This is a genomic window from Shinella sp. 838, assembly GCF_029623935.1.
In the GTDB taxonomy this organism is placed as follows: Bacteria; Pseudomonadota; Alphaproteobacteria; order Rhizobiales; family Rhizobiaceae; genus Shinella.
This window is the reverse complement of sequence record NZ_JARSBQ010000011.1, coordinates 41,380-61,547: the sequence shown is the minus strand read 5'-3', so window position 1 is coordinate 61,547 and position 20,168 is coordinate 41,380. Positions and strand designations below refer to the sequence as shown.

21 protein-coding genes and 1 tRNA gene are annotated in these 20,168 nt (G+C 64.4%); 6 read left to right on the top strand and 16 right to left on the bottom strand.

Annotated features, from left to right (window positions below; genetic code table 11):
- Positions 1–15 precede the first annotated feature (15 nt).
- Entirely contained in the window at positions 16–696 is a 681-nt protein-coding gene (locus P9A16_RS25830; RefSeq protein WP_023511923.1) for a DUF2268 domain-containing putative Zn-dependent protease, read from the top strand.
- Between the two features lie 70 nt (positions 697–766).
- On the opposite strand, the gene tig is transcribed toward P9A16_RS25830, so the two are convergent.
- The 4 genes from tig to P9A16_RS25810 all read right to left on the bottom strand — a co-directional run bounded on the left by tig (position 767) and on the right by P9A16_RS25810 (position 4,432).
- On the bottom strand, positions 767–2,242 hold the full coding sequence (gene tig, locus P9A16_RS25825) for a trigger factor (protein ID WP_023516067.1): 1,476 nt from the start codon (positions 2,240–2,242) through the stop codon (positions 767–769).
- 281 nt (positions 2,243–2,523) lie between these two features.
- Positions 2,524–2,608: transfer RNA gene (locus P9A16_RS25820), tRNA-Leu, on the bottom strand.
- Positions 2,609–2,734: 126 nt separating this feature from the next.
- Entirely contained in the window at positions 2,735–3,325 is a 591-nt protein-coding gene (locus tag P9A16_RS25815) for a GDYXXLXY domain-containing protein (protein WP_023516068.1), read from the bottom strand.
- Between the two features lie 3 nt (positions 3,326–3,328).
- Positions 3,329–4,432, bottom strand: a complete 1,104-nt coding sequence (locus P9A16_RS25810; RefSeq protein ID WP_023516069.1) for a DUF2157 domain-containing protein — start codon at positions 4,430–4,432, stop codon at positions 3,329–3,331.
- 1,106 nt (positions 4,433–5,538) lie between these two features.
- Between P9A16_RS25810 and P9A16_RS25805 the strand changes: the two genes are divergently transcribed.
- The 3 genes from P9A16_RS25805 (at position 5,539) to trmFO (ending at position 7,724) form a co-directional block, all read left to right on the top strand.
- Positions 5,539–5,682, top strand: coding sequence for a DUF1127 domain-containing protein (locus P9A16_RS25805; protein WP_024270460.1), 144 nt, complete (start codon positions 5,539–5,541; stop codon positions 5,680–5,682).
- 345 nt (positions 5,683–6,027) lie between these two features.
- A complete protein-coding gene (locus tag P9A16_RS25795) occupies positions 6,028–6,171 on the top strand; it encodes a DUF1127 domain-containing protein (RefSeq protein ID WP_023511883.1) in 144 nt (47 codons plus the stop codon).
- A 143-nt stretch (positions 6,172–6,314) separates the two neighbouring features.
- Positions 6,315–7,724 (top strand): methylenetetrahydrofolate--tRNA-(uracil(54)-C(5))-methyltransferase (FADH(2)-oxidizing) TrmFO, encoded by a 1,410-nt coding sequence (trmFO, locus tag P9A16_RS25790; protein WP_023511882.1) that lies wholly within the window; start codon positions 6,315–6,317, stop codon positions 7,722–7,724.
- Positions 7,725–7,866: 142 nt separating this feature from the next.
- Here the strand turns inward: trmFO and P9A16_RS25785 are convergent, their stop codons facing one another.
- From P9A16_RS25785 to yajC, 5 genes are all read right to left on the bottom strand, one after another.
- Complete coding sequence (locus P9A16_RS25785; protein WP_023511881.1) at positions 7,867–8,319, bottom strand: hypothetical protein; 453 nt, start codon at positions 8,317–8,319, stop codon at positions 7,867–7,869.
- Between the two features lie 146 nt (positions 8,320–8,465).
- Positions 8,466–9,320 carry a phytoene/squalene synthase family protein gene (locus P9A16_RS25780; RefSeq protein ID WP_050744029.1) on the bottom strand — a complete coding sequence of 285 codons (855 nt, stop codon included), beginning with the start codon at positions 9,318–9,320 and terminating at the stop codon, positions 8,466–8,468.
- Between the two features lie 8 nt (positions 9,321–9,328).
- Positions 9,329–9,715 (bottom strand): Mth938-like domain-containing protein, encoded by a 387-nt coding sequence (locus tag P9A16_RS25775; RefSeq protein WP_023511879.1) that lies wholly within the window; start codon positions 9,713–9,715, stop codon positions 9,329–9,331.
- A complete protein-coding gene (locus P9A16_RS25770; RefSeq protein ID WP_023511878.1) occupies positions 9,708–12,215 on the bottom strand; it encodes a protein translocase subunit SecDF in 2,508 nt (835 codons plus the stop codon). Before P9A16_RS25770 ends, P9A16_RS25775 begins: the two co-directional genes overlap by 8 nt.
- 90 nt (positions 12,216–12,305) lie before the next feature.
- Entirely contained in the window at positions 12,306–12,641 is a 336-nt protein-coding gene (gene yajC / locus P9A16_RS25765) for a preprotein translocase subunit YajC (RefSeq protein ID WP_023511877.1), read from the bottom strand.
- Positions 12,642–12,824: 183 nt separating this feature from the next.
- Here yajC and P9A16_RS25760 point away from each other — a divergent pair, with 183 nt between their 5' ends.
- Positions 12,825–13,694, top strand: coding sequence for an ATP-binding protein (locus P9A16_RS25760; RefSeq protein WP_037406753.1), 870 nt, complete (start codon positions 12,825–12,827; stop codon positions 13,692–13,694).
- Positions 13,695–13,733: 39 nt separating this feature from the next.
- Here the strand turns inward: P9A16_RS25760 and P9A16_RS25755 are convergent, their stop codons facing one another.
- The 3 genes from P9A16_RS25755 to P9A16_RS25745 are packed head-to-tail and all read right to left on the bottom strand — an operon-like array spanning position 13,734 to position 14,977.
- Positions 13,734–14,039, bottom strand: coding sequence for an NIPSNAP family protein (locus P9A16_RS25755; RefSeq protein ID WP_023511875.1), 306 nt, complete (start codon positions 14,037–14,039; stop codon positions 13,734–13,736).
- A 36-nt stretch (positions 14,040–14,075) separates the two neighbouring features.
- The gene (locus P9A16_RS25750; protein WP_023511874.1) at positions 14,076–14,549 is read right to left on the bottom strand and encodes a GNAT family N-acetyltransferase; all 474 of its coding nucleotides are present in this window, start codon (positions 14,547–14,549) and stop codon (positions 14,076–14,078) included.
- Positions 14,546–14,977, bottom strand: a complete 432-nt coding sequence (locus P9A16_RS25745; RefSeq protein ID WP_023511873.1) for a rhodanese-like domain-containing protein — start codon at positions 14,975–14,977, stop codon at positions 14,546–14,548. The genes P9A16_RS25750 and P9A16_RS25745 overlap by 4 nt, the downstream gene beginning before the upstream one ends.
- An 88-nt stretch (positions 14,978–15,065) precedes the next feature.
- On the opposite strand from P9A16_RS25745, the gene ftrA reads away from it, so the two are divergent.
- The gene (gene ftrA, locus P9A16_RS25740; RefSeq protein ID WP_023511872.1) at positions 15,066–16,076 is read left to right on the top strand and encodes a transcriptional regulator FtrA; all 1,011 of its coding nucleotides are present in this window, start codon (positions 15,066–15,068) and stop codon (positions 16,074–16,076) included.
- Positions 16,077–16,121: 45 nt separating this feature from the next.
- Here ftrA and P9A16_RS25735 read toward each other — a convergent pair whose 3' ends face one another.
- From P9A16_RS25735 to surE, 4 genes are all read right to left on the bottom strand, one after another.
- Positions 16,122–17,702: a peptidoglycan DD-metalloendopeptidase family protein gene (locus P9A16_RS25735; protein WP_278026034.1), complete on the bottom strand. Its 1,581-nt coding sequence runs from the start codon at positions 17,700–17,702 to the stop codon at positions 16,122–16,124.
- 151 nt (positions 17,703–17,853) lie between these two features.
- The gene (locus P9A16_RS25730; RefSeq protein WP_023511870.1) at positions 17,854–18,483 is read right to left on the bottom strand and encodes a hypothetical protein; all 630 of its coding nucleotides are present in this window, start codon (positions 18,481–18,483) and stop codon (positions 17,854–17,856) included.
- A gap of 260 nt (positions 18,484–18,743) precedes the next feature.
- The gene (locus P9A16_RS25725) at positions 18,744–19,400 is read right to left on the bottom strand and encodes a protein-L-isoaspartate(D-aspartate) O-methyltransferase (protein WP_023511869.1); all 657 of its coding nucleotides are present in this window, start codon (positions 19,398–19,400) and stop codon (positions 18,744–18,746) included.
- Positions 19,397–20,167, bottom strand: a complete 771-nt coding sequence (gene surE / locus P9A16_RS25720; protein WP_023511868.1) for a 5'/3'-nucleotidase SurE — start codon at positions 20,165–20,167, stop codon at positions 19,397–19,399. The genes P9A16_RS25725 and surE overlap by 4 nt, the downstream gene beginning before the upstream one ends.
- Position 20,168: the final 1 nt, after the last annotated feature.

Below are 20,168 nucleotides of genomic sequence, written 5' to 3'. Positions count from 1 at the left end.
GAGTGGGGAGACGGCATGAACCTGACACTTCATTTGCTGGAGGCGGAGGGCTCTCTTTCCGCCTGGCGCGATACGCTTCGCTTAAAGACGATCGACATCGGCAGACGGATAGCCGCCCGCGTGCCCGCCGATCTCTGCCGCCATCCGGTGGATATTCTCGTACAGAACTTTCCCGAGGGCACGGTCCCGGAAATGGCGATGGGTGGGTCCTGCTTCCGGCGTGGCCTCGTGACGATCAGTCTTGCACCGGACAACCCAGCCTTCGAAGCGCATGTCGCTGGCGGGGTTTTCCAGCAGATGCTGGCGCATGAGCTGCACCACGCCATGCGCTGGAACGCCTGCGGCTATGGGGAAACACTCGGCGAGGCGATCGCGTCGGAAGGATTGGCGGATGCCTTTGCCGAGATGCTGACCGGCCTTGCTCCACCGCCCTGGACCGCGGCGCTCGATCATGAGCAGCTTCCCGGCACCCTCGCCCAGGCGAACACGGAACTCGAAAATCCCTATTATGACCATGCCGAATGGTTCTTCGGGGCCGGTGCGGTGCCACGCTGGGCCGGCTACACCCTCGGCTACCGGCTGGCACGGCTTTGCCATGAGCGAGATCCCGATCAGGTGCGGTCGGGCTTCATCGATATGCCCGCTTCTGCGGTTCTTTCCGGCTGGCCGCTGCTCGCATCCATCGAGAACGCATAAAAAATCGCCCGCGGCCAGAGCCGCGGGCGACGAACAGTGTCAGATCAGGCCGTCGTGGCCCTATCCCAAATTATTCGGCGTCGCCTTCAGCGGCCTTCTTCTTGGCCGGGGCCTTCTTCTTCGGAGCGGCGTCTTCGCCTTCCGCAGCGTCGGCCTTCGCAGCAGCCTTCTTCTTCGGCGCAGCCTTCTTGGTTTCCTTTTCGGACCCCTCTTCGTCGTCTGCCATCAGCTCGTCCTTGGAGACGGTCTTGTCCGTCACCTTGATCTCGCCGAGCAGGTGATCGACGACCTTCTCTTCGAAGATCGGCGCGCGCAGCGAAGCGGCGGCGCCCGGGGTCTTCTGGAAGTATTCGAGGATCTGCTTTTCCTGGCCCGGGAACTGGCGGAGCTGCTGGTAGAGCGACTGCTGCATTTCCTCGTCGCTGACCTGGACGCCGGCCTTTTCACCGATTTCCGAGAGAACGAGGCCGAGGCGGACGCGGCGTTCGGCAAGCTTGCGGTATTCTTCGCGGGCAGCCTCTTCCGTCGTGTCTTCGTCAGCGAAGGTCTTGCCGGACTGCTGGAGGTCCGTGTTGATCTGGCGCCAGATGTTTTCAAATTCGGCTTCGACCAGACGTTCCGGCGTATCGAACTTGTACATCTCGTCGAGCTGGTCGAGGATCTGACGCTTGACCTTCTGGCGGGTGACCGAGCCGTATTGGCTTTCGATCTGGCCGCGAACGATTTCGCGCAGCTTGTCGGCCGATTCGAGGCCGAGCGTCTTAGCGAGGTCGTCGTTGATCTCGACGTCGGCGGGAGCGGCGACATCCTTGACCTTGATGTCGAAGGTGGCTTCCTTGCCGGCGAGGTTTGCGGCCGGGTAGTCGGCCGGGAAGGTAACCGTGATGACCTTCTCTTCGCCAGCCTTCAGGCCGACGAGCTGCTCTTCGAAGCCGGGGATGAAGCGGTTGGAGCCGAGAACGAGTTCTGCGTCCTCGTCCTTGCCGCCGTCGAAGGCTTCGCCGTCGACCTTGCCGAGATAGTCGATCGTGACGCGGTCGCCATTGGCGGCCTTGCCCTTCTTGGTCTCGTAGGTGCGGGCGCTTTCGGCGATCTTGAGGATCTGCTCGTCAACCTCGGACGCGTCGACCTCGACGACTTCGCGCGTAACGGCGATGCCGGAATTGTCCTTCAGGGCGATGGCCGGGATCACTTCATAGGACAGCGTGAATTCGAAATCGGCCTGACCGGCGAGGATCTTCTCCGCTTCAGCCTGGTCTTCGGTCATCGCGATTTCCGGCTGCGTCGCAGACTTTTCGCCGCGCTCGGAAAGGATGGCCGACGGACGGTCGCGGACGATCTCGTTGACGAGTTCGGCCATGATGGACTTGCCGTACATCTTCTTGAGATGCGCGAAGGGCACCTTGCCCGGACGGAAGCCGTTGATGCGGACACGGCCCTTGGCGTCTTCAAGACGCTCGTTCATCTGAGCTTCCATGTCCTTGGCCGGGATGACGACCTTGATTTCGCGCTTCAGCCCTTCAGCGAGCGTTTCGATAACCTGCATGTTCAAACCTTCATTTCGAGTTGGCGATGCTCAAACCGGCCTGCCGGTTATGGCGAGCACCCCGCCGGTCCATTTGCCGGCAGTGGCTTTACTGAATTCGGTGGCCTTTTGGCAAGCAAAATGGCGCTCTCGACAGCGCCGCGCGCCATTTACGGCGCGCAAAGGACGCTGTCGCACTCTAGAATCTACGACACAATTCCTTAAATCGCCGCCGATTTAAGGAATTGTGTCGCTGTGCTCCACGTCACGCGGAAACCTCCTGTCTCCGCGTTTGGTGGCTCTGGTGCGGGTAGAGAGACTTGAACTCCCACGCCTTGCGGCACCAGAACCTAAATCTGGCGTGTCTACCAATTTCACCATACCCGCGTCTCAGAAACCGCTTTGCCACGGGCAGCGCAGCTGCGCACCGTGGCGCCTTCCGAGCGCGGCGTCTCTATATCACCCGTTTCCGGAGGATCAAAGGAAAAATGCGGGAGCTTCCGGGCGCTCCCATCAATAGAGCGGTTCGTCATAGATTGGCTCACCGCGAAGGATCAGCCGGGCGATCTGCGGCGTGCCGTCCGCGGAGACGCGGGCCTCCACCTCCAGCTCCTCCTGGTTGCGGGCATCCTCCAGCACCCTGCCCTCGCCCTCCGGCACATAATAGCGCTCAAGGCCATAGCTCACGAAGAGGGTGTCGGGCAGGCTGCCGTCGCCGGCGGAATAGTAATCGAAGGGCAGCGTGCGCAGGACGACGCTGCCCTCTTCCGGCGCAAGATCACCGAAGCGCGCCTCGCTCGCCGTCCACAGGCCGTCCGCGCCGGGTTTCAAGCGCACGGCGAGGCGTACACGGCCGCTCGTCTTCGGCACATCGCCGGTGACGATCGCCTTGGGGATGGTCGAGATCGGGTAGGACAGGATGACATAGTCGCCGCGCAGGAGATCACGCGGATCGACCGGCAGCGTCTTCAGCTTGATATCGGCGCCGCTGCGCAGGATCGACGCGCGGCTTTCGACCATGTAGCCGAGCACGGCCGTCTGCAGCGCGGCGGCAAGGATACCGGCGACGAGCGGCGGCACGCGGAAAAAACGGGAAAGGGTCATGGGTCAGGCCTCCGCCTTCGTTTCAGCCTTGGAAAAGCGCCGCTCCAGCGCGATCACCGCCCAGGCGATCAGCGCCACCACGAGGCCGGACACCAGGAAGAAGCCGGATGTGCCGATGATCGAGCCGATCGTTTCGGAGGCCAGATAGAGCGTCTCGGCGGCAAAGGTCGCATAGCCGAGGTAGCGCACCGCGCCGTTCTCCTTGCCGGACAGCGCAATGCCGGCAATGGCGGCCGCGAGCGTGATGATGCCGAGGAACAGGCGGTTCGCCATATTGTCAAATTCGGCATGCAGCACGAGAAGGCCGACCACCAGCACCAGATAGGAATAGAAGGCGGGTGCAGCACCGGCGCTGCGGGCAAACGCATGCAGCGGCGATTGCGGCACGGCGGCGAGGAGATAGGCGATCGCGCCGAAGCCGGCGATCGCGATGGCGGTCTCGGGCGTCTCGTATTCGCTATAGATGAAGGCAAGCCAGGCGACGAGCAGCAGATAGGCGAGATGCCGCACCCGCGCCGCGCCGGTATAGCGCACCAAGAGGATGACGATGACCGCCATCAACGGCATCAGCCAGAGCAGCACCGTCTCGTCGACATTGTAGGACGACGTCCAGTCGGCGCCGGAAACGACGAAGGCAAGGACACCGGCAATGGCCGTGACGGCGCCCGAGCGGAAGAGCGCGGCAGCCACGACCGCCCCTGAGAACCAGACGAGCATCGCCTGGAACGTATCGCCGGAAAGATGATACATCTGGCCGACGAGCGCGATCGCGCCGCCGAAGGCGAGCGTGCCGAAGACGAGGAAGGCGGAAGCCAGCCGCTCCGCGCCGCGGGTGATCAGCACCGCGCCGGCAATATAGGCACCCCAGATCAGCCCGACGATGCCGACGAGCCGGACGAGCCGCGGGATCGCCTCCCAGTTGGCCGCGACGAGCAGCAGCACCGCGGCCGAAACGAGCAGCGTCGCGATGATCATCAAAACCCGGCCGAGGCTGAAGGAACTGGGGCGGGAATCGTATTCCTGCAGCAGGCGCCCGGCCGTCGGGGCATCGAGGAAGCCCTGTGCCGTCCAGTGTTTGAGGTCGCGCTCCAACCTGCCCCTGTACATCCGTTCCTGCTCCGTTCGAAAATGCCTGCGGTTCGCGCCGATTCCGGCGCTGTCAACAGGAACGATACAGGGCCGCCGGAAATTCGCAATCGGAGCAAAAATCCGAAAAAAGAGCATTTATTCGACACTTCCGCCCTTGAAGACGGGCTCGGCACCACCAAGATTAACGGGAAATAAAGAAAGGCCTGATAAAACTAGCCTCAACAGGTCGATTGGACCGGTGGTTTCGGACATGCAGTTGGCGCATATCATCCATGCTCATATTGCACTGCACAAAATCAACGGTCGAGGCTATAGTTCAGACATCGGATCAGAAGCGATCCGGCCCGCAAATCAAGGCGCCGCGTAACGTAGGGCGACAGAGGAACGGGAAAGGCGGACTGGTCGAACGCCCGGCATGATGCCGACCGACCCGAGCCCTGGAAACAGGGATCGACATAGAATTCGGAACGACGCACTCCTCCTCCCAGTGTCGTTTCGATACGATTGGCAACACTCCTCCTCCCAGTTGCCAATCACTCATAGTGACGCCCGCTGGACCTCCTCCCCCAGCGGGCGTTATTGTTTGCGCCAGACGCATGCGCAGCCGCGCCAAAGCGGCCAAACACCTCGACACGATCGACCACTCCGCTCAAAATTCGGGCAGAAAATCCTGCTGCACGATCGCAGGCATGCACCACATGCATTGGTGCCATTCCCATCCTGCGCTTCAACGTAGGGCTCGAACGGTCTATATCATTCCCATCGGTCGGGCGGCGATCTCCTCCTCCCAACGTCCCCGACAGGATTGGCGGCCCTCCCTCCTCCTCCCAGGCTGCCAATCGATATCAGCAAAGCCCGCCGGATCTCCTCCCCCGGCGGGTTTTGTTTTTTTTGCACCGCACCCAACCTCTGACGCATAGCGATCTTAACCTTTGTGGCCAAAAGCCGGAAATTTGGCCAGAATTTTGCCGAAATTTCCGCTTGACATGCTCAAAACGCATAGGTGCCGTGCTGTAACAGCGCTGTTCTTTTCGGCGGCGCAGCGTATATTCCAATTCATCAGATCGGGGCGGCGCCAAGGACGAGCGGCCGCCCAGTAGGAAGCCCAAGAAAGGGATAAGAACATGAACCTGGCACGCTCTTTCAACAACTGGCGCAAGTACCGTCAGACCGTCAACGAACTCGGCCGCATGTCGGACCGGGAACTCCGCGACCTCGGCATCGGCCGCAGCGATATTCCGTACATCGCTCGCAAGGCTGCCAACTAAGCCGAACGACCGTTAGCGGTCCTGTTTCGAACGCCCTCAGGCTTCCCGCCTGGGGGCGTTTTTGTTTGCCTGTCTTTTTGCGCCGCACAATGTCGCAATTTTCCCCATGCGACATTCCGCAGAGAAGCCACCCAGTACGATGAAGCTTTCTATCTGCCTGGAATAGCGGCATTTTCTGCGTGCTATGCCCGCAGCAAAATCACCTGCCCGATTGGTGGTCGTCTTATTGCACAAATGCATAGCAGCTGCATTTTCTTTGCACTGCACATTAATAAGGGTATCGCCTATATAGAGCTCACACACCGGTGAGACAGACCTCCCGGCCAACCCTTCGAGGAGAAGACGATGAACCCGATCCGCATTGCAAAGAACTGGATTTCCTACCGCCGCACGATGAACGAACTCGGCAACCTGTCGAACCACACGCTGTCCGACATCGGCCTGACCCGTTACGACATCCGCGACATCGCAGCCCGTTCCTTCCGCTAAGACATAGCCGGTTTCCACCGCTGCGGCCGGAAACGGCGACGCGCGAGGAACGCTTCAAACGGCACCATCTGGTGCCGTTTTTGATTCGGGCTTTTGAATCTCCGTGATGGAAAGCAGCCCGCGGGCATGGTAACGAACCGCCCATGACACAGACCTCTTCCCTCGCTCCCATCCACGTCATCGGCGGCGGCCTTGCCGGCTCGGAAGCCGCCTGGCAGATCGCGACCAGCGGCGTACCCGTCATCCTGCATGAAATGCGCGGGGTGCGCGGCACGGATGCCCACAAGACGGACGGCCTTGCCGAACTCGTCTGCTCCAACTCCTTCCGCTCGGACGACGCGACGAGCAATGCCGTTGGCGTGCTGCACGCCGAAATGCGGCTCGCCGGCTCGCTGATCATGCGCGCGGCCGATGGCAGCCAGGTGCCGGCCGGCGGTGCCCTCGCCGTCGATCGCGACGGCTTTTCCGCCGCCGTCACCGCCGCACTCGAAGGCCACCCGTTGATTTCCATCATACGCGAGGAGGTCACCGGCCTGCCACCGGAGGCTTGGGACCAGGCGATCATCGCCACCGGGCCGCTCACCGCCCCGTCGCTCGCCGAAGCGATCCAGGCCCGCACCGGCGCCGATTCGCTCGCCTTCTTCGACGCCATCGCGCCGATCGTGCACACGGCCAGCATCGACATGGACATCTGCTGGTTCCAGTCGCGCTACGACAAGGTCGGCCCCGGCGGCACGGGCAAGGACTATATCAACTGCCCGATGGACGAAGCGCAGTACAACGCCTTCATCGACGCGATGATTGCCGGTGATACGACAGGCTTCAAGGAATGGGAGGGCACGCCCTATTTCGACGGCTGCCTGCCGATCGAGGTGATGGCGGAGCGCGGCCGCGAAACGCCGCGCCACGGGCCGATGAAGCCGATGGGCCTCACCAATGCGCACAACCCGACGGTCAAGCCCTACGCCGTCGTGCAGCTGCGGCAGGACAATGCGCTCGGCACGCTCTACAACATGGTCGGCTTCCAGACGAAGCTGAAATACGGCGCCCAGGCCGAGATCTTTCGCCTGATTCCCGGCCTCCAGAATGCGGAATTCGCTCGCCTCGGCGGCCTCCACCGCAACACGTACATCAATTCGCCGACGCTGCTCGACCGCTCGCTGACGCTGAAGGGTCGCCCGGGCCTGCGCTTTGCCGGCCAGATCACCGGCTGCGAGGGTTATGTGGAGAGCGCCAGCATCGGCCTGCTCGCCGGCCGGTTCGCGGTTGCCGAACGGCGGGGCGAAACGCCGTCCCTGCCGCCGGAAACCACGGCCTTCGGTTCGCTGCTCGGCCATATCACCGGCGGCCATATCGTCTCGGACGACGAGCCGGGCAAACGTTCCTTCCAGCCGATGAACGTCAACTTCGGCCTGTTCCCGCCGCTGGAGCCGGGCACGGTGACGAAGCCGGAGGGCGTCAAGCGGTTCCGTGGAAAAGACAAGGCCCTCGCCAAGAAGCAGGCGACGGCCGCACGGGCGCTCGAAGACTGTGCCCGCTGGCTCGGTCGCTGATTCTCCGGGCGGCTACCCCTCGGCCGCATCGTCAAAATGCAGGATAGCACAGGAGGCCGGGAGCACGCCTCCTGCCCCTTCTCCCCGTTGAGGAGAAGGAAAAGGACACAACGTCGCGCCACGGGCGGTTGGCCCCGACCTTTTAGTTTTGTTGGCCTGCGGTCTCGGCCCCGCGCCCGGCCACGGCCGGCATGAAGCTGCCGAGCAGCCAGAGCGAGACCTCCGCGGCCTCCCGTTCGTCGCGGAATTCGAAGACGCCGCCCTCGAAGGCGGCATTGGCAAATTTCACGGCGAGGCGCTTCGGGCCGGCGCTTTCGACGCGCACGGTGCCGGGCTCGATCCTGTGGCAGGAATAGTGGTGACCATGGGCATGCATGCATCCGGCCTTGCCGTCATGCAGGCGCAGGAACACCGTGCGGCTGTCCGCGGTGGTGATGACCTCGCGGATCGCCTCGTCGGGAAAGGCGCGGCCGAATTCAAGGATCGCAAGCCCCGCATCCTCGCCGGCCATCTCCTGCTCCTCATCCCGGCGAAACACCTGACGGAAGACGAGGCCGGCCAAAAGCAGGCAGGCGATGGTGATGGTCCAGAGCATCGGCGCGATTCCTCCGCGAAAAACGTCCTGCCGCTGTAGCGGACAAGGCTTGCGCCAGTTTTGCGTCTTGTCAGGCGCCCAAGAGGCAGCGCCGACCGGACACCGCAATTTTACGCGACACGCGAAGAAACGGGAACCCCGCCGAGTTAGAACGGGCCACGGCGCAGCGCACGCCACATCCACCATTGCCGTCGCCATTGGGCGGGCTGGAGGGAGCGCTCAAGCACCGCTTCGCCGGCCTTCTCCGCAGCGCCCAGCACAGGCGGAACGAGCGCGACGGGCAGAAAGGCCGGGCGGTTGGCCGGCGAAACGCCGCCAGCGGCCCGTGCCTTGGCAAGGTGCTCCCGGCCGAGACCGACAAAGGCATCCACCGCCCGCGCCGCCGCGGCCGTATCGTTGCCGGCAAGCAGGGCTTCCGGTGTCAGGCCCGTGGCGGCAAGAAGATCGGCCGGCAGGTAGACCTGGCCGCGCCGCCGGTGGATCGGCAGCATCAGCAGGGTGCCGGCGACGGTCTGCGCCACGCCGGCATGGCCGGCAGCCTCCGCCGATTCGGGCGCCCTTGCCGGATCGAGGATAAGGCTTGCAAGCTGGATCAGCGCCGAGGCGGTTTCACCGGCATAGCCTTCGAATGCCGCGCGGCTTTCCATCGGGTCGTTGTAGACGTCGAAGATGCGCGCCTCTGTCATGTCCGTCAGCACGGCGACCGGCAGCCGATGTTCCTTCACGCAGGCCATCAGGCCGGCAGCGAGCGGATTGGCCATGGCATCGCCCTCGGCCGTACCCTCGAGCACGTCACGCCACCATTGCAGGCGGATTTCGCCGGGCAACGCCTCGCGCACCACGTCGCGCACGCGGGCGATCTCGGCATTGAAGGCATAGAGCGCGGCAAGCGCGCCGCGCTTTTCCGCCGGGGCCAGCAGGCAGGCGAGGTAACGGTCGCGGTCGGTGTCGCGAAGCATCGCCAGACAGTGCGCATAAGGGTCTTGCCGCATATCAGTCATGGCAAGATTCACACCGCGATCAGCGCTGCGGCGACGGCCCGGCTTTCGGCCAGCATGACATTGAAGGTGCGTACGGCGGCGCCCGTGCTCATCGGATCGGAACGCACCTTGCGCTCCGTCAGCGCTGCCTTGATCTCGGCCGAGAGCGGACGGATCTCCTTGCCCGTGCCGACGAGCAGCACCTCGATCTCGCCCGCCTCGTCCAGGACGCGCTGAAGGTCCGCCAGGGTCAGCGGCGCGCCCTCCTCCTTGTCCCAGCCATGGATACCCGACGGCAGGCAGAGGATGGAGCCGCGATGCGACATGTCGGCAAAGCGGAAGCCGCCATTGCCATATGCGTCGATCGGCGCACGGCCGGGGAAATGCGCCTCCCGGATTTCGATGCCTTTAGCCATTGGCTCCCGTCGCTTCCGGAGCCGGGCCCTTGCCGCCCTTGCCCGGGCGGTAGCGCTCCGGCTGGAGGCGGAACAGGATAAGGACCGGTCCGGCGATATAGATAGAGGATATGGTGCCGATCGCCACCCCGAAGAGCAGCGTCAGCGCGAAGGTGCCGATTGCCTCACCGCCGAACAGCGCAAGCGCGGCGAGCGCGATCAGCGTCGTCGCCGAGGTGAGCACGGTGCGCGAGAGCGTGCGGTTGATCGCGTCGTCGATGAGGATCGGCAGCGGCATCTGCTTGAAATGCCGGAGATTCTCGCGAACACGGTCGTAAACGACCATCGTGTCGTTCAGCGAATAGCCGGCGACCGTCAACAGTGCCGCGACGGCGCTGATGTTGAACTCGATCTTGGCGAGCGCGAGGAAACCGAGTGTGAAGAACACGTCATGCGCCAGCGAGATGATCGCACCGATGGCGAAGTGCCATTCGAAGCGGATCCAGATATAGGCGACGAGCGCGAGCAAACCGACGACGAAGCCGAGGGTCGCAGTATCGATCAATTCGCCTGAGATCGCCGGGCCGACCACCTCGACACGGCGAAAATCGTAATCGTCCTCCAGCTCGCCGCGGGCAATCAGCACGGAGGTCTGCTCGGCGTTCTCGCCCTCGCCCGCCGATGTCATCCGCACCAGCGCGTGCCGCGCATCGCGTTGCTTCGTGACGTTCAGCACGTCGACGCCGGCATCGTTCAGGCGGGCCGTGATGTCGTCGAGATCCGCATTGCTGGCCTTCGCCTGCACCTCCAGCGCCGCACCGCCGGTAAAATCGATGCCGAGCTTGAGCTTGCCGGCGACCAAGAGGCCCGCGATGGCGAGCGACAGCACCGCCGTCAGCAGGAAGACGCCGTTGCGCACCGCCATGAAACGCAGATTGAGGCTGTCGAAGAAGCCTGAGCGCACGCCCTTCGGCAGGTGCGTCGCGTGGCTGCGGTTGAGCCAGACCGTGACAAGGCGGCGCGTCAACGTGAAGGTGGTGATGAGCGTCGCGAAAAGGCCGATACCGACGGCAAGCGCGAAGGCGCGCACCGGTGCGGCCGAAAGCAGGAAGAGGACCGCGATGGCGATGAACATGGTGACGGCGGCATCGAGCACCGTGGCACGGGCACGGCGGAAACCGACCAGAACAGACCGGGAGAGCTCGCGCCCACCCTTCACCTCCTCGCGGATACGCTCGAAGATCAACACGCTGGCATCGACGGCAATGCCGACCGTGAGCACGATACCGGCGATCATGGAAAGCGACAGCGGTGCGCCGATCAGCGCCAGCATGGCGAAGGTAAGGATGACGTTGAAGGACAATGCCAGCGAGGCGATGACGCCAAGCACGCCATAGAAGAAGGTCATGAAGGCGACGACGGCCGCGACGGCGACGAGAAGCGCGACAACGACCGTGTCGCCCGAGGTCGTGCCAAGCACCGGCTCGATGGAGCGTTCCTCGATGATGGTGAGCGGCGCAGGCAGCGGGCCGCTGGCGATGACGCGTGCGAGGTTCGCCGCGCCCTCGGCGTCGAAATCACCTGAGAGGCGGCCAACGCCGTCCGTGATGGCGCCCTGGATGCGCGAGGTGGAGATCACCTGGCCGTCGAGCAGGATGGCGACGGTGCGGCCGCTGTTGTTGCGGGTGAAGGCGGCGAGCCGTTCGGCGGCCTCGCCCTTCAGCACGAATTCGATGAAGGGTTCGCCATTGGCTGCCGGCTGTGCGGAGGCAACGTCGACGGCGGTGAAAAGATCGTCCTGGCGCACGAGATAGCCGACCGGCGGCTCGCCGGTGGAGTAGAGCACTTCGGATCCGGCCGGAGGGCCGTTCTCGATCGCCTGGTCGACCGGCACACTGTCGTCCACCAGCCGGGCGGAGAGACGGCCGACCTGCGCCAGCATGTCCTTCACGCGCTGCGGATCCGTGAGGCCCGGCATGGAGACGGTGATCCGGTCGCGGTCGCCGCGGGCGACGAGCAGCGAGGGAATGCCAAGGCTTTCGACGCGGCGGCGCACGGCATCGACCGCCCCGAGCGAGGCCGCGCTGACGGCGCTGTCCACCGCTTCGCCAGAAAGCACGATGCGGAACTGGCCGGCCTCCGGCTCGCTGAGCGTGCCGAGATCGAGACCGGCGAGCGCCGCGCGGGCCGCGTCACGGCGATCGGCGGCCGAAACCGTCACCTCGATCGTGTCGTCGGCGCCATTGAGATCGCTATAGGGAATGCGGGCGGCGCGAAGCGCGTTGCCGATCGTCTCGACGCCGGCACGCAGCCGTTCGGCGGCGATGTCGCTGCGCGAGACTTCCAGCACCAGGCGGGAGCCACCGGTAAGATCGAGGCCGGGGGCGAGGCGACGCTCGCTCAGCCAGCCGGGAAGGCCGGCCGACATCCGTGCCGGCAAAAGGCTCGGCAGAAGAACAAGAAGGCTCGCCGCAAGGACGAGCCAGAGGGAAAAGGTCTTCCAGCGGGCGGATTGCTGCATCGCGATCTCGACTAATCCGGCGCGCCGCCGGCTGAAAACCAGTCGGGCCGTCCGGCCGGGCACATTCGCTCGGCCAGGCGGCAGGCCAAGTTATTCCTTGACGGGTTCGCCCTTGACGCGGACTTCGCTGACGCCGCTGCGTACGACGCGGATCTTGATGCCTTCGGCGATCTCGACTTCGAGTTCGTTGTCGTCGACGACCTTGGTGACCTTGCCGACGATGCCGCCGCCAGTAACGACCTGGTCGCCGCGGCGGATGTTCTTCAGAAGCTCATCGCGACGCTTCATGGCAGCGCGCTGCGGACGGATGATGAGGAAATACATCACCACGAAGATCAGCAGGAACGGCAGGACCGACATCAGAATGTCTGCGCCGCCTGCACCGCCGGGTGCCGCCGTCTGCGCGAAGGCCTCGGTAATGAACATCAACTACTCCTTGAAATCTTGAATTCGTGCGGCCTCCAGGGCCGTTTCGGTTGCCGGAATATAGGCAAGCGGGCCTTGAATGCAACACACGACCTTGCGAAGTGGCCTGTTTTCAAGCGCTTTCCCCCTTTTCGCGACCCGCCGCCGCATGCTACCCGGCAGGGACGCATGAGGAGAGAGAAATTGCAGGAAGATCACGTCAAGCTCTTGCTCGCCGAAATCGGCCGCATCAACGCCGCGCTGGAACGCCTCGCCGGCCCCGCCCCCGCCGTCAACGACTGGAACGCCGCCGAGGTTTTCGTCTGGTCGCCGGCCCGCCAGCACCTTCAGCCGGTCAAGCGGCCGAACCGCATCGAGATCGATCTCATCCGCGGCGTCGACCATGTGCGTGACATCCTCGTCGACAACACGGTGCGTTTCGCCCGCGGCCTGCCGGCCAACAACGTGCTGCTCTGGGGCGCGCGCGGCATGGGCAAGTCCTCGCTGGTGAAATCCGTCCATGCGCTTGCCGCAAAGGAAACCGGCAGCAAGCTGAAGCTGGTCGAAGTGCACCGCGAGGACATCGCTACGCTGCCAGCGCTGATGGATATTCTCAAGGAAGCGCCCTGCCCGATCATCATCTTCTGTGACGACCTGTCCTTCGACCATGACGACACGTCCTACAAGTCGCTGAAGGCGGCACTCGACGGCGGCGTCGAGGGGCGTCCGGACAATGTGCTGCTCTACGCCACGTCCAACCGCCGGCACCTCCTGCCGCGCGACATGATGGAGAACGAGCAGTCGACGGCGATCAATCCGTCGGAGGCGGTGGAGGAGAAGGTTTCGCTCTCGGACCGTTTCGGTCTCTGGCTCGGCTTCTACAAGTGCAGCCAGGCCGAATATCTCGAGATGATCGACGGCTATGCCCGGCATTTCGACCTCGACATCCCGTCAGAGCAGTTGCATGCCGAGGCGCTGGAATGGTCGACCACCCGCGGCTCGCGCTCCGGCCGCGTCGCCTGGCAGTATGTCCAGGATCTTGCAGGCAGGCTGGGCAAACCGCTGGCGAAATGACGAAAAGCCGGCTCAGCAATGAGCCGGCTTTTTCCTTGCTCAGGAAAACACCGGGCGCAGGAAGCTTCGCTCGTAGCTCACGATGCTGCGGTTGCGCTTGTCCATCTCGAAGGCCGCGACGCATTCGGGATCGGTCAGCATACGCGTGCGGTAGTCCTCGTAGGCGGCAAAGCTCGGAAAGCTGAAGAGCGCCAGCGCGATGTTGTTCGCCCCTTCGCTCGGCAGGAAATAGCCGTGATGCGTGCCGCCCATGCGGTTGACGATGGGGATCCAGGCACGGGCATATTCTTCGAACTCCGCCAACTTGTGCGGATCGATGACATATCTGAGATAGCAGGTGATCAAGAGGGCCTCCGGTCTTTGTGTTTTGCGGGGACTTTCTCAGATTCGGCCTGGTAGCGGGAGGGTCCAATGCTCCCAGGCCGCATCCGGCGCTGCGCCCTCGGCAGCATAGAAGCGCCGGGCCGGCTCGTTGTCCGGCAGCACCGTCCAGCGCAGGGTGGAAGCGCCGATCCCGGCCGCATAGGCGCGCAGATGCGCGAAAAGCGCCCGTCCGACGCCCGCGCCGCGAAAACCCTCCGCAACGTAAAGCTCCTTCAGCACCACGACGGGCCGCAGGTCGAAGGTCCAGGGGATGCGATAGTGTACGGCGATACCGGCGATCGTTTCGCCTTTCAGGGCGACGAACACGCCGAAGGCCGGCGCAGGGCCGAAGCCATGCGCCAGCAGATCCCCAGGCGTGACCGCGAAGGCGTCGACATAGCCCTCGAAGACCGCAAGGTCGCGCATCAGCCGCCAGACGGCGTCGACATCCTGCGGCTCGAAGGGCCGGACGACGATCTCTCCGCCGCTCATTCGGCGGCAACCGAAAGCAGGCTTCCCGGCTCGGCGCCGGCGGCGAAGGGTTGGCCCTCATCGACCCAGCCGGTAATGCCGCCGATCATGATCTTCACCGGCCGGCCGAGCCGCGCGAGTTTCAGCGCCGCCTGATCCGCGCCGTTGCAATGAGGACCGGCGCAATAGGCGACGAACAGCGTGTCCTCAGGCCATTCAGCCATGCGCTCGGCGGAAATCTCCCGGTGCGGCAGATGCAGCGCACCCGGCACATGCCGCCGCGCATAGGCCTCCGGCGTTCCGACGACATGCAGCAGCACGAAATCCTGATCCGCCGACTTCAGCGCCGCGGCGACATCGGCACAATCGGTCTCGACGGAAAGGCGCTTCAAAAAATGCTCGATCGCGACGGTGGACGGGGCTGCGGCGTAATCGGTGACCGTGCTCATGGTCTCTCTCCTTGCTGGCGATGGGAAATGTTTAGCCGGTTTTCCGCGCGCCTTGCAGATGGCAGGATCGCCATATAGGATCAAGATCATGCCAAACACGCTTTTCCTCCGCCCGATTGCCAATCCCCTTGTCGTCGCACTTGCCTACGACCGGCTCTGCACCTTCGAATTCGGCATCGCGACCGAGATTTTTGCGCTACCGCGGCCGGAAATGGGCGAGAACTGGTATCGTTTTGCCGTCGCGGGCGTAGATGAAGGCGAGATGCGCGCCACCGGCGGACTGCGCTTTCAGGTGGATGGCGGGCTGGCCCTGCTGGCGGAGGCCGGGACGATCGTCATACCCGGCTGGCGCGGGATCGATTCGCCCGTGCCGCAGGCGCTGATCGAGGCGCTGCGGGCGGCCCATGAGCGCGGTGCGCGCATTCTCTCCTTCTGCTCCGGCGCCTTCGTGCTCGCCGCGGCGAGGCTGCTCGACGGCAAGGCGGCGACGACGCATTGGCGCTATACCGACGCCCTCACCGAACGGCATCCGGAAATCGGCGTCAGTCCCGACGTGCTCTACATCGACGCGGGCGACGTCCTCACCTCGGCAGGAACAGCGGCGGGGCTCGATCTCTGCCTCCATCTCATCCGTCGGGATTTTGGTACGGAGGCGGCCAACCTGGTGGCGCGACGCTTGGTCGTGCCGGCGCATCGCGACGGCGGCCAGGCCCAATTCATCCGGCAGGCTGTGCCGCGCGCCCACGAGAAAAGCCGGCTTGGCCCGCTGCTCGACCACATCAGGGAAAATCTCGGCGCGGATCATTCCGCGGCGACGCTCGCCCGCCGCACCGGCATGAGCGAGCGCACGTTCCTCCGCCGTTTCGAAGCTGCGACCGGTATGACGCCAGCCCGCTGGCTGCTCGCCCAACGCCTCGGCAAGGCGCGCGACCTCCTGGAGGAAACCAACACCTCGGTCGAAGAGATCGCAGCGCTCGCCGGCTTCGGCACAACGGGTACGCTGCGTCACCATTTTCGCCTGCATCTTTCGACGACGCCCGCCGCCTATCGCGAGGCCTTCGGCAATCGCGCCGCGCAACGACAAACGGACGGCCCGTGAAGGAGCCGTCCGTTCGATGTTTCAGCCGTGCCGTTTCGCCCGACCCTATTCGAGGAAGGTCATCGGGTTGACCGGGGTGGCGTTCTTGCGCACCTCGAAGTGCACCTTCGGGCGGGTGGCATTGCCGCTCATGCCCGAGGTCGCGACGGTCTGGCCGCGCTGGATCTTCTGGCCGCGCTGGACGTTCAGCTCGCCGGCATGGCCATAGACCGTGACAGTGCCGTCGTCGTGGCGCACGAGAACTGCGTTGCCGAGCTCCTTCAGGCTGGAACCCGAATAGATGACCACACCGTTTTCGGCAGCCTTGATCGGCGTACCCTCGGGAACCGAGATGTCGATGCCGTCGTTGCGGTTGCCTTCGACATTCGCGCCGTAACCCGCGATGACCGCGCCGCGCACCGGCCAGCGATACTTGCCGATGCCCGTGGATTCAGGCGCTTCGTCCGTCACGTCGGACTTCGCCGCCACTTCGGTGACCGAAACGGTCTTCACCGGCGCCTTGTAGGCTTCCGGCTTCTTCTCCGCCGTCTCGACAGCCTTTTCCTTCTTGACCGGAACCGATGCGGTCACGGTCTTGTCGGTCGTCGTCTCGGCCGCAGCCATGCTGCCGCCGGCCGGGATGGCCAGGTTCTGGCCGATGCGGATCGACGCGGTGGTGAGCCCGTTCGCCTTCTTCAGCGCATCGACGGAGACGCCGTTGCTGCGCGCGATCTTGGCGAGCGAATCGCCCGGCTTCACTTCGTAGCTCCCGTTGCCCTTGCCTTCACCGGCATCGGCGACGTTCGAATTCGTCTGGCCGCTTTCCGACTTCAGCTTTTCACGGCTGGAGGTGGTGGGCAGGATGGCGACGTTCTGCTCGCCCTTGCGCTCCGGCGTCGGCAGCTTGTTGTCGACCTTGAGCGTGCTGTCGGTCGAGGCCTTGGCGGCGCTTGCCGTGGTGCTGAAGGTCGGGATGACGATCTTCTGGCCCGGCTCGGCGTCGGATGCACGCTTCAGGTTGTTGGCCGCGAGGATTTCCTTTTCCGGCACGCCGTAGCGGTTGGCGAGCGTCTTCACGCTTTCGCCCTGGCGCAGCATGACGACCGGCGCGTTCGCCGTCGACCAGCCGGCCTTGCCCTTGTTGACGGTTGCCGTCGTCAGAGTGTCTGCATCCCCGACGATCGCCTTCGCCTTGCGCTCCGGAATCTGCTGACCGAGGGCGACTTCACGCTCGGCGGCCTGACGGGCGCCGGCGGTCGGATCGCCAAGCTCGCCGCGCTGGACGCTCATCGGCGTCGTCGCCAGCCGCGTGCCGGAACCGCCAGTGGTCGCGGTGTTGATCGGATCGTAGGAGACGGCGCCCTGATCGGGGAACGGCTGATTGAGCGCTTCCTCGCGCGACCCCAGCTGGTCGGCCGTCGCGAACTGCTGGCCGTTGCCGACATTGCCGCGGGGAACCGGATTGCCGCCGAGGAGCGTGCGGCGCGGGACCGAGCTCGTCGTCATGTTATCCTGGCCGGAGGATGAGAAGAGGCCGCCAAAACGAGACACGTCCGAGCTGCACCCGGTCGCGACGCTGGCCAGCAAGGCGGCAACCACGAGGCGGGTCGCGGTCCTGGCAAAACTCGGCGATACACTCTTACGCATGTGACTACCCAATCGGTACGCTACTTGATGTGGACCGATTAAAGCGCGTTAGAGTTACTGCCCGGTTAAAGCGGGCCTATCCGCATTGTTTTTTTGATGAATTGATAACCATGGCGCGCCCGCACCGTGGCAAGAGGGCCACGGTAACGGATCAGAAGCCAGTCGCGTACATGGTGTCGGCGCGGGAGATACGGCTGGTGACGACGCGGGCGGCGTTCTCGAAATCCGCCTGGCTCGGCTGGAAGATCGCGGAGATGGGGGTCGCGCGCCGGGCGGCCCTGTCATCGGTGGCCACCACGTTTTCAAGGGCGGCATCGGGCGCCGTCATGTCGAGGGCGCTTTCATTGTAGGCGATGGCGCGAAGCGCGGCGACGGCAGGCTCGCGCGTACCGGCATAGCGGGCGCTGCGCTGGTCCTCGACGGGCATGCTGTCGAAATATTCGATATAGGCACGGTAATAGGCCTTGCGGTCGCCTTCCGCCAGGAAGTGGCCGAACGCCGCATGTTCGCGCTGCTCCAGCGCCGCCGTATCCAGGTTCTCGCGCTCGGCCTCGGTAAGCGCCGGCTGACTGTAAGCCGTCTCTTCCCTGGCGACGCTGAGGACCAGAAGCGCATCGACCGAAAGGCCGACATGGGCGGAAGGATCATAGCTGCCGCCAGCCAGATGCGCGGTCGAGCCGGCCTCGGCGCTTTCTTCGGCGACCTTGCCTGCAGCCTTGGTCGCGAGATACGCGAGGCTGTCGCTGGTCGAGCTGCTGGCGATCCTGTTCGAGACGTGCATTTCCCTCTCCATCGGAACGGCCGCACCCTTGGAAAACCGGCGTCCTGCGTGGAAGTTTCTGCTTCGCTACCGGCCTACGCCCCGAAGCTTGCGCGAAGCTTGCGCTGGTTAACAAAAGGTTAACGCGCTGTATTTACGCTCGGAATTCGCGCGAAACGCGCAGGCGCGCGCGCCGCGCGCGTTGGTTTTCCGCCAAAAATGCGGAAAGACTCAGCCGGCGCCGGCTTGCCGAGCGAAAGAAAGCGGGTTTTGGGAAGGGATCAGAGGGCCTGCGCCATCTGGGGAACGATCGGCAGATACGGCACCTCGAAGAGGTCCTCGCGATCGAAGCGGCTGCCGGTCTTGACCAGCTTCAGCATGCGACACTCGGTTTCGCTGACCGTGACGGGGGCGATCAGCATGCCGCCCGACACCAGCTGTTCGGCGAAGAAGCGCGGCAGGGCGGGAAAGGCGGCGGTGACGAGGATGCGGTCGAAGGTCCCCTCACCCGGCATGCCGTTGCTGCCGTCGGCCTGGCGCACGATGACATTGCGGATGCCGGCCTTCTCGATCGACTGCTGCGCATTGGTGGCAAGCGTCCGGTAGCGATCGACGGTCAGCACGCGTTCCGTCAGACGCCCCATGACGGCGGCGGTGAAGCCGGAGCCGGTGCCGACCTCGAGGATGCGCTGGCCGGCCTTGAGGTTCAGATGGTGCAGGAGCCGTACGGAAAGGTCGATCCCTTCCATGAAGGACCCGCAGTCGAGCGGCAGGATGCGCCGCGAATAGGCGTCGCCGGCAAACTGCGGCGGCACGAAAAGCGTGCGCGGCGTCTGCTCGACGGCGGTCAACAGGTCGAGATTGTTGATACCCTGGCCGCGCAGGCGCAACGCCAGCGCGGCAAAACCCTCTTTCTCGATGACCCGTCCCGTGTTCAATCCGCATCCTCGCCGTTGAGCGCGCGCTGCACGCGATCCAGCACCGTGTAGTCCGTGAGATCGAGCTTCAGCGGTGTTACGGAGATCTTGTGGTTCTTCACCGCGTGAATGTCCGTTCCGGCGCGGAAATCGCCCTTCCGCTCACCGAAGCGCAGCCAGTAATAGGGGAAGCCGCGGCCGTCCATGCGCTCGTCGATCGTCAGGCCGAAATCGAGCTTGCCCTGGCTGGTGACCTCGACGCCCTTGAGGTCCGCAGGCGCGCAGTTCGGGAAATTGACGTTGAAGAAGGTCCAGTCCGGCAGCTCGACGTCCATCAGCTGGCGGATCAGCTTCGGCGCAAAGCTTTCGGCGACTTCCCACGGCACGACACGGCCGCCGGCATGGTTGTAGGCCTGGCTCAGCGCCATGGACTTGATGCCCTGCAGCGTGCCCTCGATCGCACCGGCGATCGTGCCCGAATAGGTGACGTCGTCGGCCATGTTGGCGCCGACATTGACGCCGGACAGCACGAGGTCCGGCTTCCTGTCGAGCACTTCGCGCACGCCCATGATCACGCAGTCGGTCGGCGTGCCGCGCAGCGCGTAGCGCTTCTCGTCGATCTTGCGCAGGCGCAGCGGCTCGGAAAGCGTCAGCGAATGGGCAAGACCGCTCTGGTCCGTCTCGGGCGCCACGATCCAGACGTCATCCGTCAGCTCGCGGGCAATCCGCTCGAGGGCAGCAAGGCCCTCGGCATGGATGCCGTCGTCGTTCGTCAGAAGAATACGCATG

Bases quoted from the DNA above. Each gene is read 5' to 3' on its own strand.
- P9A16_RS25830 (WP_023511923.1), top strand. From the start codon at position 16: ATGAACCTGACACTTCATTTGCTGGAGGCGGAGGGCTCTCTTTCCGCC.
- tig (WP_023516067.1), bottom strand. From the start codon at position 2,242: ATGCAGGTTATCGAAACGCTCGCTGAAGGGCTGAAGCGCGAAATCAAG.
- P9A16_RS25815 (WP_023516068.1), bottom strand. From the start codon at position 3,325: ATGACCCTTTCCCGTTTTTTCCGCGTGCCGCCGCTCGTCGCCGGTATC.
- P9A16_RS25810 (WP_023516069.1), bottom strand. From the start codon at position 4,432: ATGTACAGGGGCAGGTTGGAGCGCGACCTCAAACACTGGACGGCACAG.
- P9A16_RS25805 (WP_024270460.1), top strand. From the start codon at position 5,539: ATGAACCTGGCACGCTCTTTCAACAACTGGCGCAAGTACCGTCAGACC.
- P9A16_RS25795 (WP_023511883.1), top strand. From the start codon at position 6,028: ATGAACCCGATCCGCATTGCAAAGAACTGGATTTCCTACCGCCGCACG.
- trmFO (WP_023511882.1), top strand. From the start codon at position 6,315: ATGACACAGACCTCTTCCCTCGCTCCCATCCACGTCATCGGCGGCGGC.
- P9A16_RS25785 (WP_023511881.1), bottom strand. From the start codon at position 8,319: ATGCTCTGGACCATCACCATCGCCTGCCTGCTTTTGGCCGGCCTCGTC.
- P9A16_RS25780 (WP_050744029.1), bottom strand. From the start codon at position 9,320: ATGACTGATATGCGGCAAGACCCTTATGCGCACTGTCTGGCGATGCTT.
- P9A16_RS25775 (WP_023511879.1), bottom strand. From the start codon at position 9,715: ATGGCTAAAGGCATCGAAATCCGGGAGGCGCATTTCCCCGGCCGTGCG.
- P9A16_RS25770 (WP_023511878.1), bottom strand. From the start codon at position 12,215: ATGCAGCAATCCGCCCGCTGGAAGACCTTTTCCCTCTGGCTCGTCCTT.
- yajC (WP_023511877.1), bottom strand. From the start codon at position 12,641: ATGTTCATTACCGAGGCCTTCGCGCAGACGGCGGCACCCGGCGGTGCA.
- P9A16_RS25750 (WP_023511874.1), bottom strand. From the start codon at position 14,549: ATGAGCGGCGGAGAGATCGTCGTCCGGCCCTTCGAGCCGCAGGATGTC.
- P9A16_RS25745 (WP_023511873.1), bottom strand. From the start codon at position 14,977: ATGAGCACGGTCACCGATTACGCCGCAGCCCCGTCCACCGTCGCGATC.
- ftrA (WP_023511872.1), top strand. From the start codon at position 15,066: ATGCCAAACACGCTTTTCCTCCGCCCGATTGCCAATCCCCTTGTCGTC.
- P9A16_RS25735 (WP_278026034.1), bottom strand. From the start codon at position 17,702: ATGCGTAAGAGTGTATCGCCGAGTTTTGCCAGGACCGCGACCCGCCTC.
- P9A16_RS25730 (WP_023511870.1), bottom strand. From the start codon at position 18,483: ATGCACGTCTCGAACAGGATCGCCAGCAGCTCGACCAGCGACAGCCTC.
- surE (WP_023511868.1), bottom strand. From the start codon at position 20,167: ATGCGTATTCTTCTGACGAACGACGACGGCATCCATGCCGAGGGCCTT.